Below are 13,219 nucleotides of genomic sequence, written 5' to 3' on the forward strand. Positions count from 1 at the left end.
GGCCAAAAAAAACGCCGGGAACGGCAAGCGTCTTCGCGCTTCGCCGTTCCCGGCGTTCGCCCGTCACTGGGCGATCTGATTTTTGATGTTTTGCAATATTTTTTTCTCCAGCCGGCTGACCTGCACCTGCGAAATGCCGAGCCGGCTTGCGACCTCGGACTGCGTCTGGTCGCGGAAGTACCGCAAAAACACGATGAGCCGTTCCCTGTCGCTCAGGCTCTGAATGGCCTGCGTAAGCGCCATTTTGTCGAACCACTTCTCCTGGGACTCGTCGGCGATCTGGTCCATCAGCGTGATCGGATCGCCGTCGTTTTCGAACACCGTTTCGTGGATCGAGGTCGGCGGCTTGTTCGCTTCCTGCGCGAAGACGATATCTTCGGGCGTCGACCCGATTTCGTCGGCGACCTCGCCGATCGTCGGCTGGCGACCGAGCCGCTTGGACAGCTCGTCCTTCGCCTTGCGGATACGGTTCGCCATCTCCTTCAGCGACCGGCTCACCTTCAGCGTCCCGTCGTCCCGCAAAAATCGCTGGATTTCCCCGATGATCATCGGCACGGCGTACGTCGAAAACTTGACGTCATACCCGAGATCGAACTTGTCGACCGATTTCAGCAGGCCGATGCACCCGATTTGAAACAGATCCTCGGAATCGTACCCCCGTCCGGAAAACCGCTGAACGACGGACCAGACGAGCCGAATATTGTTTGACACCAGCGTTTCCCTCGCCGCGCTGTCTCCGGATTGGCTCAGCGCAATCAGGCGCTTCACTTCCGCATCGTCCAAATATCCCGGCGGCGACGTTCGCTTCGCTTCCAATTCCATGCTTCCAACCCCTGCCGCGCGGATTTAATTGTAGAGCGCTTTTTTGGATTCGATGCGTTTCTTCATCCACAGCCGCGTGCCTTTGCCCTGCTCGCTCGCCACTTCGAATTCGTCCATGAAGTTTTCGATGATCGTGAAGCCCATGCCCGACCTTTCCAGCTCGGGGCGCGAAGTGTACAAAGGCTGGCGCGCCAGATCGATATCTTCGATGCCGCGCCCTTCGTCGCTGACCGTAATCGCGACGGTGTCGGCCTCGATCTCCGCTTCGACGCGAACGACTCCGGTCGGCTCGTTTTCATAGCCGTGAATGATCGCGTTCGTGACCGCTTCGGAAACGACCGTCTTGATGTCGTTCAGCTGCTCCATCGTCGGATCCAGTTGCGACACGAAGGCGGCGACCGCGACTCTCGCAAACGCTTCGTTCTCGGAACGACTGGCAAACGATAGCTTCATAAAATTGGCTGCGCTCATGATACGACCTCCAGACTGGCGAGTGCCGAGCGTTCCGTGTCGTAGAAGGAGATAATTTTGAACAACCCCGACAGCTCGAACAACCGTTTGACGTTCGCGTGCGTGTCGCATACGACCATTTTGCCCCCGCGGCTTTTCACCAGCTTGTAGCGCCCCAGGATGACGCCGAGTCCGGAACTGTCCATAAACTGCAAATCTCGCAAACTGAGCAAAACATGATCGCAGCGTCCGCGCAAAATCGCATCCTCCATTTTAAACCGGACGATATCCGCGGTATGATGATCCAGCTCGCCTCTCAAGCGAACGATGAGCACGTTGCGGTGCTGCTCCAGCTCCACTTGCAAACTCATGCCGATTCTCCTCCCACCTTAACATGACCGTCTCCTGCTTCCCGGCTCTATTCTCCCAATTCTACGGCCGCGAGCCGCATTCCTGCCCCCCGACAAAACTAGAAAAAGCCCCCGTTTACCCGACAAAATACGGCAAAGAGGCGTTGGCGGCCGGGAGCCGGAATCGCCTTCGGGAAGGGCCATGCCGGCATCATTCGAACGCCGCAAAACCGGCTGCGCCCCCAACCCGGAGGCGCACCCGGTCCCATCCGCTATTCGTTCATAAACAGCTTGCCGGCCGATCGCTTGAACAGCGTCCACAATCCCGCGCGTCCGACGGATTCGGGAGCTTCGACCGGGAATTCGCTCATCACTTCGTCGCCGCGGTAGACGATGATTTTGCCGACCTGCTGCCCGGCTTCGACCGGAGCGGTCACCTTGTCGTACAGCACCAGCTCGTGGCGGATGTTGCGGCCGGCGTCGCCCTTGCGCACGAGCACGCTGTACGAACGGTCGGCCACGAGCGGCACCTTCGCGGTCTCTCCCTTTTCGACCTGGAGGGTTCCGATGGCGTCGCCCTTTTTGTAAATCGGCACGTTCGTAAATTGCGCGAAGGCGTAGTCGAACATTTTGGACACTTCCGCGTTGCGCGTTTTCGTATCCGGCTCGCCCAACACGACGGCGATCAGGCGCATGTTGTCGCGCCGTGCCGTTGCCGACAGGCAGTATTTCGCCTCGCCCGTGAAGCCGGTCTTCAGGCCGTCCGCCCCGTGGTAAAACCGGACGAGCTTGTTCGTGTTGACGAGCCAGAACGGTTTGGGCGATTCCTTGCGCAAGTAATCCTGATACATTCCGGTGTATTTCGTAATGCCTTCGTGCTTAAGCAGTTCGCGGGACATGATGGCGATGTCGCGGGCCGAAGAAGCGTGACCCGGCGACGGGAGGCCGTTGCAGTTGACGAAATGGGTATTCGTCATCCCGAGTTCCTTGGCTTTCTCGTTCATCATCTTGACGAACTCTTCCTCGGTGCCGGCCAGCTTTTCCGCGAGCGCGACCGAGGCGTCGTTGCCGGAAGCGAGCGCCACCCCTTTCAGCATCTCCTCCACCGTCATCTGTTCGCCCGGCTCCAGAAAAATCTGCGAACCGCCCATCGAGGCGGCATATTCGCTCGTCTGCACGGGATCCGACAGCTTCAGCCGCCCTTCGTCGATCGCTTCCATGACCAGCAGCATCGTCATGATCTTCGTGATGCTGGCGGGCGGCAGCTGCTCCTGGCTGTTCTTTTCGAAAATGACGGTTCCGCTGTCCGCGTCCATCAGTATGGCGGAACGGGCGGAGCTCGCGAGCTGCGCCTGGGGCGGATTCGCGCCCGGTTTGCTCTCTTCGGCCAGCGCCTGCTGCGGCCCGACCGCGAAAACAGCCGTCGTCATCGACAACAAGCCGGCCGTCAGCAAACGAGTCCAAGGGCGATTGCGAAAAACGTTCATGTCGATTCGTTCCCCTCCGGAAATGGCGGTTTGGTAGCGTTATCGCTGCTTCCAACCAGTCTGCCCCGAGGCCGAACAAAATATTCCCAACCTTTCCGGTTATTCGATTTCCGCGAACATCTCGGCCAAACGGATTTTCCGGCCGGTTTTCGAGCTTTCGAGCGCTCCCAGCACCATCGCCATGCTTTGAATGTTGTCCCTGCAATCCGTGGCGGAGCGGCGGCCGGCGGCAAGCGAGGCGAACATCTCGTCCAGGCAGCCGTTATGGAACGTTCGGCCGCCCTCCGTCACCGGCGCGTCGACGCGCCGGCGATTTTTGTGAAAGCTGCCGGATGCGTCGACCAGCTCGACCGTCTCGGCGAACGGGGCATCGTTCCCGTTCCAGATTGCGGTGCCTCTTTCCCCCATGATGCGCCACTCCGCTTCCCACGACGTCGGAACGCCTTCCGCGCACCAGGAGCCCCGATAGCAAAACACGGTGCCGTCCGACATTTCGAAAATGCAAACCGCCGCCGCGCTTCCCTCGTACCACGATCCGGGGGGATTGAACTCCTGGCAATAGACCGTTACCGGATCCGAGCCTAGAATGAAGCGGGCCTGGTCGAACGTGTGGATCGCCATATCGAGCAGGAGCGGACTTTCCATCGCTTCGCGAAAGCCGCCGAAATGCGGCCCGAGAAAAAAATCGGCGCACGCGAATCCGGGCCGCCCGATCGTCCCGGAGGCGATCAGCTCCCGGTAGGCGCGGATGCGCGGATCGTAGCGGCGGTTTTGCATGACGGCATGAAAGCGTCCGGTTTCGTCCGCTTTTTTGACGATGTCCGCGCATTCCGCAAGCGTAGCGGCGAGAGGCTTCTCGGCCATCACGTCGCAGCCGAGCGACATCGCCGTCGTCGCGATCCGGTGATGGGTCGCCGGCACCGTGACGTCGAACAGCAAATTGGCGCCGGACTCGCTTGCCGCCAGGCCGAGATCGGCGTAGACGCCGCAAGCAAGGCCGTAACGGTCGGCCATCGCCTGCGCGAGCTCCGGCTTGATATCGATGAGAGCGACGATTTCGGCATCCTCGCGGCCGAGCGCGTGCTCCACCCATGTCCTCGCCATGCTGCCGCAGCCGGCGACGGCGATCCGAAAACGCTTTTTCGACATTTTTGCGCACCCCGTTTATAATGGATTTACTCGGAATTCACTTCGATTATAGCCGGGTAAGCAAGCGTTTTCTCTATTCAATCTTGGCTGAAAACAGACGAATCTTGTGCGAAGGGAACTTGCGATGACCTATCCGATCAACTTGCGGGAAAACACCGTCCTGCCGGACAAGAGCTACCCCGTCAATTTTTTTGCGAACCGTCCTCTCGCCGGGGCCGGGCAAGGCGTGCTGTACTTGCATTGGCACGAGCATATCGAAATCATCGTCATGAAAAAAGGTTCCGCGCTGTTTCTCATCGACAGCCTTCCGTTCGAAGCCGATGCGGGCGACGCGCTCGTCGTGCCGTCCGGAAGCCTGCATGTCGGCTACAACCGGTCCGACCTCCCCGTCGAATACGTCTCGATCGTCGCAAGCCCCGCCCTGTTCGGCGATTCGGCCCGCGATCCGGTCTTCGAGGCCTTCGTCAAGCCGTTCCTGGAAGGACAGATTTCCTTTCCGATGAAGCTGGACGGCCTCGACCCGGAAAACGCGCGGCTGATCGCGCTCCTTGACGATGCGATCGCCGAATTCAAAAGCAAGCGGCTGGCCTATCAGCTCGTCGTCAAAAACGATTTGCTGCTCGTTTTTGCGCTTCTGTCCCGTTCGCTACTCCCCGCCGCTCCCGCGCGAAACGCAGCCGAACCTACTTTTCGCAACCGTGACCGGTTCAAATCGCTGCTCGCCCGGATGGAATCGAACCCTTCCGGCCGGACCTTCATCGATTATTCGAACCTGCTGCGGATGAACGAAGCGCTGCGGCTGCTGCGGCAGAGCGACCTGACGGTGACCGAAATCGCCGAAAGCATCGGATGCGGCAATCCGAACTATTTTACGAAGCTGTTCAAGCAATATTTCGGGCATACGCCCTCGCAGGCGAGAAAGCAAGAGCTGCCTTAATCGGCCGGGGCTGCCAATGGTTCGATCGGCTTATTCGGTCGTTTCTCCCGATATCAAAGGATCTCTTGGGAAACGGGGTGATCGTTCGGATGAAAATGAAAGAGGTTCTGGCTTTGATCGGATTTGCGGCGCTTCTGTGCGCAGCCGTGGCGTTGCCGTCCGCCGACACAAAAGCTTCAGGAGAAGCCACGTTGATGGACGAATTACGGGCAGGCACCGCGCATATCCGGCATGAGGAACCGATGTTTGCGCAAATGAAGGACAAGGAAGTCGTTCAGGCCATCGTGGACAGCTGGGACCGGAGCGAAGCGATCTTGCGAAGGTATTGGGACCGCGAGCTCACCGCTTAAAAACGGCTGGCAGCGGATCAACAGCGCGGACGCGGGCATCGAGTTTACGAATTTTTTGACCCAGAAGGAGGCTTTTTCGTTCAATGCGGCAATTATGGGGAAAGCGCATCGAGCCGCCTTGCAGGTCGGGGATTTTTGACCGGCGCTGCTGCTGAACAAAGAGGAAGGCAAAGCGGTCCTCTTCTGGGAACGCAAAGACGGAACCGCCGTCGCGGTCACGCTTCTGACCAGAGAAAACGAGGACGGAAGCCGGGATTGGTACGAAAAGGGGCCGGCAGAGGAAGTTGCGGCCGCGCCGAGCGGAGGAGCCTCCGACCTTTAAATGTTCGTGGCATAGGGTCGGCAAGGCGTTTAGCGCACGGACTTCTTGACCGCATTCCCCGCCGAACTGCCCCCATGCAGCGCACCGGGTGCACTTCTTGACCGCATTCCGCGCCGAGCCGCCCCCATGTAGCGCACCGGGTGCACTTCTTGACCGCATTCCCCGCCGAACTGCCCCCATGTAGCGCACCGGGTGCACTTCTTGACCGCATTCCGCGCCGAGCCGCCCCCATGTAGCGCACCGGGTGCACTTCTTGACCGCAATCCGCGCCGAGCCGCCCCCATGTAGCGCACCGGGTGCACTTCTTGACCGCAATCCGCGCCGAGCCGCCCCCATGTAGCGCACCGGGTGCACTTCTTGACCGCATTCCCCGCCGGCTTTCTCTCATTGGCATCCGATTTGGCACTATGCGTTTTAATCCGTTCCGAGCAATTCATGCAAGGAAACCTGGCGCGAACTGTCAAGCAGCAAAGCGCGCGTGCCGTGGCCCCGGGCCGAGGCACGCGCCGCTCGTCTACGAGACGATCTCGTAGATGAGCGGATTCGCGCCCGGCGCCGCGCTCTCGATGCGGTAAGCCGCGGCCAGCTGCCGCGCGAGCTCGTCCGCGCCTTTGTCGTTGCGAACGTGCAGCAGCGCCAGCGTGTCGCCGCCGCGCACGCGATCGCCGCGCTTGCGAACGAGCTCGACGCCGACGGCGTGGTCGATCCGATCCTCCTTGGCGGCCCGGCCCGCGCCCAGGCGCATCGCCGCGAGCCCGACGCTTTCCGCGTCGATGCCGTGCACGTACCCGTCCGCCGCCGCCGCCACGGGCACGAGCAGCCCGGCCTGCGGCAGCAGCTCGTCCGGCCGTTCGACGACCGCCGGGTCGCCGCCTTGCGCGGCGACAAGCTCGGCGAACTTCCGCAGCGCCGCCCCGGAGGCGATCGCCTCCTCCAGCATGCGGCGCGCCTCCGCCGCATCGCTCGCCTTGCCGCCGAGCGCGACCATGTGCCCGCCAAGCTCAAGGCACAGCTCGCGCAAGTCGTCCGGCCCCTCGCCGGCAAGCACGTCGATCGCCTCCCGAACCTCCATCGCGTTGCCGATGGCGCGGCCCAGCGGCTGATCCATGTCGGTGATCGCCGCAACCGTGCGCCGCCCGACCTCCCGGCCGATGGCGACCATCGCCTGCGCAAGCGCCTTCGCTTCTTCCGCCGTCTTCATGAACGCCCCGCTGCCGAATTTGACGTCGAGCAAAATCGCGTCGGCTCCGGCCGCGATTTTTTTGCTCATGACGGAGCTGGCGATTAGCGGAATCGACTCGACCGTTCCGGTTACGTCGCGCAGCGCGTACAGCTTCTTGTCCGCCGGGGCGATGTTGCCGCTCTGGCCGATGACGGAGACGCCGATCTCGTTCACCTGCGCAAAAAAACGCTCGCGCGGAAGCTCCGTCCTAAACCCGAGCATCGACTCCAGCTTGTCGATCGTTCCGCCGGTATGGCCGAGCCCTCGGCCGCTCATTTTCGCGACCGGCACCCCGCAGGCGGCAACGAGAGGCGCCAGGATCAGCGTCGTTTTATCGCCTACTCCTCCGGTGCTGTGCTTGTCCAACTTGATGCCGCGTATGCCGGACAAATCGACGCGATCGCCCGAATCGGCCATCGCCAGCGTGAGAACGGCCGTTTCCCTGGCGGTCATTCCCGCAAAGCAGACCGCCATCAGCCAGGCGGACGTCTGATAATCGGGGATCTCGCCGGAAACGACGCCTTCGACCACAAACCGTACTTCCTCCGCGGACAGCTCCGCTCCCGATCTTTTTTTTCGGATGACATCCACCATGCGCATGCTTGTGCGCCTCCCTTCGTGCTATTGTGATTGGCTTATTCAACATTTAACGTCAGAGGGAAGTTTACGTCCTTAGGCGGGCGGGCATATGAAAATTGCCGCCTCGGCAAAGGCCCGACGGAACCCGAAAAATGCAACTCCGGCTATGAGCCCGACGGAACCCGAAAAATGCAACTGCGGCTATGAGCCCGACGGAACCCGAAAAATGCAGCTGCGGCCTGCCCCCTGCGGAAACGGAATCGGCGGCTCTGGCTATACGTCCGTCGAAAGCCCGAATTTGCATTTTTCCCAACACGCCCGCCGATACCCGAAATTTACAGCTTCGGCAGCAAGGCGAGCACGAGCTGAATGAATTTCGCCTTGACTTTATCGGTCGTTTCCATGACTTCATCGTGCGACAGGGGCTGATCGAGAATGCCCGCCGCCATGTTGCTGATGCACGAAATGCCGATAACCTCCAACCCCGAGTGCCGCGCGACGATCACCTCGGGAACCGTCGACATCCCGACCGCGTCGGCCCCGAGCGCGCGCAGCATGCGGATTTCCGCCGGCGTCTCGTAGTTGGGACCGAGCATGCCGGCATAGACGCCCTCCTGTACCGGGATGTTCAGCGCGGCCGCCGTTTCCTTCGCGATCCCGCGGAGACGGCGGGCGTATGCATCGGACATGTCCGGAAAGCGCACGCCGAGGGAGTTGTCGTTCGGACCGGCCAGCGGATTGCGGCCGGTCAGATTAAGATGGTCGGAAATGATCATCAAATCGCCAGGCTCATAGTTCAGGTTCACCCCGCCTGCCGCGTTCGTCACGAGCAGCGTCCTCGCTCCCAGCTCCTTCATGACGCGCACCGGAAGCGCGGTCCGCTCCGGTTCGTACCCTTCGTACATATGAAACCGCCCCCGCATCAAAGCGACGGCGCGCCCCTGCAGCTTCCCGACGACAAGCTCGCCGGCATGGCCCTCCACGGTCGAATCCGGAAAATGCGGAATGTCCCGGTACGGAATCGTCACCGCATCCTCCATGTCTTCTCCGATAACGGCAAGGCCCGATCCGAGAATGAGGCCGATTTCCGGACTCAGCGGGGTAAGCGATGCGATGTAGGCCGCCGATTCGTCGATAACGGCCTTGGTGGACTCGTTCATCCGACTGTTCCCTCCTTCAATGTCCGCTTAACGGATCTCGTTCAAAAAGCTGGTTCCGTTTGCCGGAGCCGCAACGCCGAAATTTTCGGCGATCGTGGCGGCCAGGTCGGCGAACGTCCGGCGAGTGCCGATGCTGCCGGGCGCCGCCGCGCGCGGACTGTAGGCCAGCAGCGGGACGTATTCCCGCGTATGGTCCGTTCCCGAATGCACGGGATCGTTGCCGTGATCGGCCGTGACGACGAGCAGATCGTCGTCTCCGAGCGACCGGAGCAGCGAGGGAACCGCGCGGTCGAATTCCTCCAGCGCGCGGGCGTAGCCTTCGGGATCGCGGCGGTGGCCGTAAAGCGAATCGAAGTCGACCAGGTTCGTAAACAGCAAGCCGTGAAACTCTTTGGCCAGCTCGCGGACCGTCGCGGCGATGCCGTCTTCGTTGCTTTTCGTCGGAATCGCTTTGCCGATGCCTTCCCCGCTGAAAATATCGTTGATTTTGCCGACCGCGATGACGTCCCGGCCGCCGTTCTTGAGCGCGTTCAGCACCGTCGGCTGCGGCGGCTTGACCGCATAGTCGTGCCGGTTCGGCGTCCGCACGTACGCTCCCCGCTTGCCGACATACGGCCGGGCGATGACCCGGCCTACGGCGTACGGTTCGTGCATCGTCAGCCTGCGCGCCGTCCGGCAGGCGCTGTACAGCTCGTCCAACGGAATGACGTCCTCGTGGGCCGCAATTTGAAATACGCTGTCGGCCGACGTATAGACGATCCACGAACCGCTGCGAATTTGCTCGTCGGCAAGCTCGTCCAAAATCTCCGTCCCCGAAGCCGCCCGGTTTCCGATGACCGTCCTCCCCGTTTCGGCTTCGAATTTGGAAATGAGCTCGTCCGGGAAGCCGTTCGGAAACGTCCGGAACGGGGTGTCGATCTTGAGCCCCATAAGCTCCCAATGCCCCGTCATCGTATCTTTCCCTTTCGAAATTTCCGCCATTTTGCCGTAGCTTGCCAGCGGCCGGGGCTCCGGCTCCCAATCGGCGATCGGAGCGATATTGGCGAGCCCAAGCTTGCGAAGGTTCGGCAGCCGCAAATCCGGAACGCGGGCGGCGATATGGCCCAGCGTGTGCGCTCCCGCGTCTCCGTAAGCGGAAGCGTCCGGCAGTTCCCCGATTCCTACGCTGTCGAGTACGATAACCGCAATGCGCCGAAAAGTCATTCCTGTTTACCTCCTTATTCGACTGCCGTCGGCTCTTGGATGAGCGCGATCGTATTCTTCCTTGATCCGGATTTTCGCCGGAGGCCGATAAAATTGCGTCGTCGCCGGGTCGGCATGCCCCATCATTTCCTGCACGGCGCGCAGATCCGCCCCTCCGGCCAGCAAATGCGCCGCGAACGAATGCCGGAGCGTATGCGGCGTGAGCTCGACCGGGATCGAGGCTTCGGCCGCGAGCTTTTTGATCGTTTTCCAGCAGCCTTGCCTCGTCATCCGGCTCCCCAGCCGGTTGACGAACAAGGCGCGTTCCGTCGAGTTTTCGGACAGCAGCCTGGGCCGCGCTTCCCGCATATAGCGCGAGACCCATTCCGCGCAGACGGACCCGATCGGCACCATTCGCTCCTTGCCGCCCGGACCGGTGCAGATCAAAAAACCGAGCTCCGTCTTGACATGCTCCACATTCAGCGCGAGCAATTCGGACACTCTCAAGCCGCAAGCATAGAGCACCTCCAGCATCGCCCGGTCGCGGACGCCGGCGGGATGGTCGGTTCGGGGCGCATCGAGCAGCTTTTCCACCTGTTGCTCCGAAAGGACCTGCGGCGCTTTTCGTTCCGGTTTGGGCGCTTCGAGCGACAATGCCGGGTTTTCCGCGATTTTTTTCTGAAGCAGCAAATATTGAAAAAAAGCCCGGATCGACACGATTCTTCGGGACAGCGTCGCATTGGAGCGGGCTTGTCCCCGAAGGCTTTGCAAATAGCCCGACAAATGGTAGGACCTGATGTCGCGAACGTCGGCCGCCCCCAGCGCTTCCAGCGAACCGATAAAATCGTTCAAATCCCGGCGATACCCGTCGAGCGTGTTGGCGGCCAGCCCCTTTCCTGCTTGCAAATATTCGATAAAAGCATCGAGATCGCTTCGCATCGCGTTATCCTTTCTATTTTCATGGCGGCCCAATTGCTTTTATTCCACATTCCGGAACGGAATCCTTCCCGCTGGCTATTCCCCAAGCCAAAAAAACAGCTTCAACCGTTCCAGCGGCGACGTTTCCTTCCCGGGCTCGCCCGTCATAAACACCTTCACCGCTTCTCCCTCCGGCACTTTGTACGGGTCGACCGGGTCGAGCCAGACGCGCATCCAGCCGAAAGCGTAGTGCACAAGCACGGTAAGCGCAAGAAAAACGAGCGTGAATTGCAGCCGATCCCTCCATTTTCCGAGCTGCCGGTTCAATTCGGTTCTCCCCTTCCGTTTGTCCTAGTAAAACGTTATGTTTCCGGAAATCGGACTAGACCAGGGCGTTCTTCGCAAAAAAACGGCCACGGCGCCAGGGCGGTCGGCACGCGGCGGCACGCCGGCCCATACATTGCATAGGAAAGCCAAACCATTCCGAGTCGAGATCAGGGAGAGTTGCATTTGATGAAGCCGGTCGAGCAAGTGCTTACGGGCTGCGTCCGCCCAAAATCGACGCGATATACCGAACGGAGAATCGTCGTGCTCCGAAAAAACGCCGACTATCGCAAATGCTTGCGGCAGTTGGCGGCTTCCGGCATTCAGCCGGTGAAAACCGTTTCCGGCGCGCGGCTCATTTGCTGTTACGCGGACAAACGGCAAAAATGGAAAGAGCTTCGAAACCATCCGATGGTCGCCTACGTGGAAAAAGACGAAAAAGTTTCGGCGCACGGAAGCTCCGTTTGGCTTCGATCGCGTCCGGATCGCCCGTCCTCGCCGAAACGGTCCCGGAATAAAATCCCGTGGAACGTTTGCCGGGTGGAATCCCCGGAGGTTTGGAGCCAAACGCGCGGAGAAACGATCAAACTGGCCGTCATCGATACCGGAATCGCTCCCCATCCCGATCTTCGCATCGCGGGCGGAGTCAATACGATGGGCGGCACGTCGTACAAGGACGACAACGGCCACGGCACCCATGTCGCCGGCATCGCCGCGGCCACCGGCAACGTCCGGATATTCGGAAACGCCCCGAACGTTCGGCTGTATGCGGTCAAAGCCCTGGATCGGCGCGGCGACGGGTTCGTTTCCGATATTGCGGAAGGGATCGACTGGTGCATCGCGAACGGCATCCGGGTGATCAACATGAGCTTCGGCCTGCCAAGCGACAACCGGACGCTGCGGGAAGCCGTGAAGCGGGCGAGAAAACGCGGCATCGTCATGGTCGCCTCGGCCGGCAACGAAAATTCCGCAACCGGAGAGGTCGATTATCCCGCGCGATACGCGGAGACGATCGCCGTCGCGGCCACGACGCGAAGCAACCGAATCGCTTCCTTTTCCAGCCGGGGAGCCGGAATCGACGTCTCCGCTCCGGGCGTCAACATTTTGTCCACGTATCTTTACCATACGTACGTTCGCATGTCCGGCACGTCCATGTCCGCGCCGCACGTGTCCGGAGCCGCCGCCTTGCTGCGGGCGCTGTGCCCGAAGCTCGGGCCGGCCGCCGTCTCGCGGCTGATCCGGGCGTCGGCCCGCCGGCTTCCCGGATTCGCGCCGATCGCGGCCGGATCGGGCCTGCTGCAGACGGCCAAAGCCGCCGCCATCGCTCGCCGCCGCGCCGCCTGTTCGCCGCGGGACGCCGGGCCGCCCGGGAAAGCGGCAACCAAGTGAGCCGGGCGCAAGCCCGAGACTCAACCGAGCGGATTGGCCGCCTTCATTTTTTTCAGCAGATTCGTCGCTTCGCGGTGCAGCGCGAACACGTCCTCCAGCGGGATGCCGAATTTGCGGACGATCGCCTCCGGAATGCCGCAGGCGTCTTCCCGCAGCCGGTTCCCTCGTTCCGTCAACGCGATATAAACGTTGCGCTCGTCCTCGCCGTCCCGGGTTCGGGTGACGAGTCCCTGGGCCTCCAATTTTTTGAGCAGGGGGGTCAGCGTTCCCGAATCCAGGAGCAGCCGGCTCCCCAATTGTTTGACGCTGACCCGGTCCTCTTCCCACAGCGCCAGCATCGTGACGTACTGCGTGTACGTCAGTCCGAGCTCCTTGAGCAGCGGCGCGTACAGCTTCGTAATCTCCCGCGAACAAGCGTATATCGCAAAGCACAGCTGATTGTCGAGCTTCAAATGTTCTTCCCGTTCCATAGGGCGCCTCCTTTTCGAAGCAAACAAGGTTTGCGGATCGAGCTTCGCAAAGCCGATTTTCGGCCCTTGACTTTCCAATTAAATTTCATACAATTTAATTGTATCATA

Annotated in this window: 14 protein-coding genes; 3 read left to right on the forward strand and 11 right to left on the reverse strand. The window is 61.0% G+C overall.

What is annotated here, in order from left to right:
* Nucleotides 1–63: 63 nt before the first annotated feature.
* The 5 genes from sigF to JW799_RS24830 all read right to left on the reverse strand — a co-directional run bounded on the left by sigF (nt 64) and on the right by JW799_RS24830 (nt 4,258).
* Nucleotides 64–822: an RNA polymerase sporulation sigma factor SigF gene (gene sigF / locus JW799_RS24810; protein ID WP_080838528.1), complete on the reverse strand. Its 759-nt coding sequence runs from the start codon at nt 820–822 to the stop codon at nt 64–66.
* 24 nt (nt 823–846) lie between these two features.
* On the reverse strand, nt 847–1,293 hold the full coding sequence (gene spoIIAB, locus JW799_RS24815) for an anti-sigma F factor (protein WP_080838525.1): 447 nt from the start codon (nt 1,291–1,293) through the stop codon (nt 847–849).
* On the reverse strand, nt 1,290–1,643 hold the full coding sequence (gene spoIIAA / locus JW799_RS24820) for an anti-sigma F factor antagonist (RefSeq protein ID WP_080838522.1): 354 nt from the start codon (nt 1,641–1,643) through the stop codon (nt 1,290–1,292). The genes spoIIAB and spoIIAA overlap by 4 nt, the downstream gene beginning before the upstream one ends.
* A gap of 251 nt (nt 1,644–1,894) precedes the next feature.
* Nucleotides 1,895–3,109, reverse strand: a complete 1,215-nt coding sequence (locus JW799_RS24825; protein WP_205432173.1) for a D-alanyl-D-alanine carboxypeptidase family protein — start codon at nt 3,107–3,109, stop codon at nt 1,895–1,897.
* Nucleotides 3,110–3,208: 99 nt separating this feature from the next.
* Complete coding sequence (locus JW799_RS24830) at nt 3,209–4,258, reverse strand: Gfo/Idh/MocA family protein (protein ID WP_080838516.1); 1,050 nt, start codon at nt 4,256–4,258, stop codon at nt 3,209–3,211.
* A 124-nt stretch (nt 4,259–4,382) separates the two neighbouring features.
* On the opposite strand from JW799_RS24830, the gene JW799_RS24835 reads away from it, so the two are divergent.
* A complete protein-coding gene (locus JW799_RS24835) occupies nt 4,383–5,195 on the forward strand; it encodes a helix-turn-helix transcriptional regulator (protein ID WP_205432175.1) in 813 nt (270 codons plus the stop codon).
* Between the two features lie 89 nt (nt 5,196–5,284).
* Nucleotides 5,285–5,545 (forward strand): hypothetical protein, encoded by a 261-nt coding sequence (locus JW799_RS24840; protein WP_205432177.1) that lies wholly within the window; start codon nt 5,285–5,287, stop codon nt 5,543–5,545.
* Between the two features lie 836 nt (nt 5,546–6,381).
* Here JW799_RS24840 and JW799_RS24845 read toward each other — a convergent pair.
* The 5 genes from JW799_RS24845 to JW799_RS24865 all read right to left on the reverse strand — a co-directional run bounded on the left by JW799_RS24845 (nt 6,382) and on the right by JW799_RS24865 (nt 11,255).
* Nucleotides 6,382–7,689 carry a pyrimidine-nucleoside phosphorylase gene (locus JW799_RS24845; protein WP_205432179.1) on the reverse strand — a complete coding sequence of 436 codons (1,308 nt, stop codon included), beginning with the start codon at nt 7,687–7,689 and terminating at the stop codon, nt 6,382–6,384.
* Nucleotides 7,690–8,003: 314 nt separating this feature from the next.
* The gene (locus tag JW799_RS24850) at nt 8,004–8,828 is read right to left on the reverse strand and encodes a purine-nucleoside phosphorylase (RefSeq protein ID WP_080838507.1); all 825 of its coding nucleotides are present in this window, start codon (nt 8,826–8,828) and stop codon (nt 8,004–8,006) included.
* Between the two features lie 27 nt (nt 8,829–8,855).
* Nucleotides 8,856–10,031 carry a phosphopentomutase gene (locus JW799_RS24855; protein WP_205432181.1) on the reverse strand — a complete coding sequence of 392 codons (1,176 nt, stop codon included), beginning with the start codon at nt 10,029–10,031 and terminating at the stop codon, nt 8,856–8,858.
* A gap of 6 nt (nt 10,032–10,037) precedes the next feature.
* On the reverse strand, nt 10,038–10,949 hold the full coding sequence (xerD, locus tag JW799_RS24860) for a site-specific tyrosine recombinase XerD (RefSeq protein WP_080838501.1): 912 nt from the start codon (nt 10,947–10,949) through the stop codon (nt 10,038–10,040).
* Between the two features lie 75 nt (nt 10,950–11,024).
* Nucleotides 11,025–11,255, reverse strand: a complete 231-nt coding sequence (locus tag JW799_RS24865) for a DUF4227 family protein (RefSeq protein WP_080838498.1) — start codon at nt 11,253–11,255, stop codon at nt 11,025–11,027.
* 186 nt (nt 11,256–11,441) lie between these two features.
* On the opposite strand from JW799_RS24865, the gene JW799_RS24870 reads away from it, so the two are divergent.
* Nucleotides 11,442–12,641 (forward strand): S8 family peptidase, encoded by a 1,200-nt coding sequence (locus tag JW799_RS24870; RefSeq protein ID WP_240353840.1) that lies wholly within the window; start codon nt 11,442–11,444, stop codon nt 12,639–12,641.
* Between the two features lie 20 nt (nt 12,642–12,661).
* Here JW799_RS24870 and JW799_RS24875 read toward each other — a convergent pair whose 3' ends face one another.
* Nucleotides 12,662–13,111, reverse strand: a complete 450-nt coding sequence (locus JW799_RS24875; protein WP_205432185.1) for a MarR family winged helix-turn-helix transcriptional regulator — start codon at nt 13,109–13,111, stop codon at nt 12,662–12,664.
* Nucleotides 13,112–13,219 lie beyond the last annotated feature (108 nt).

Origin of the sequence: Cohnella algarum, from assembly GCF_016937515.1 — a bacterium.
Taxonomy (GTDB): domain Bacteria; phylum Bacillota; class Bacilli; order Paenibacillales; family Paenibacillaceae; genus Cohnella; species Cohnella algarum.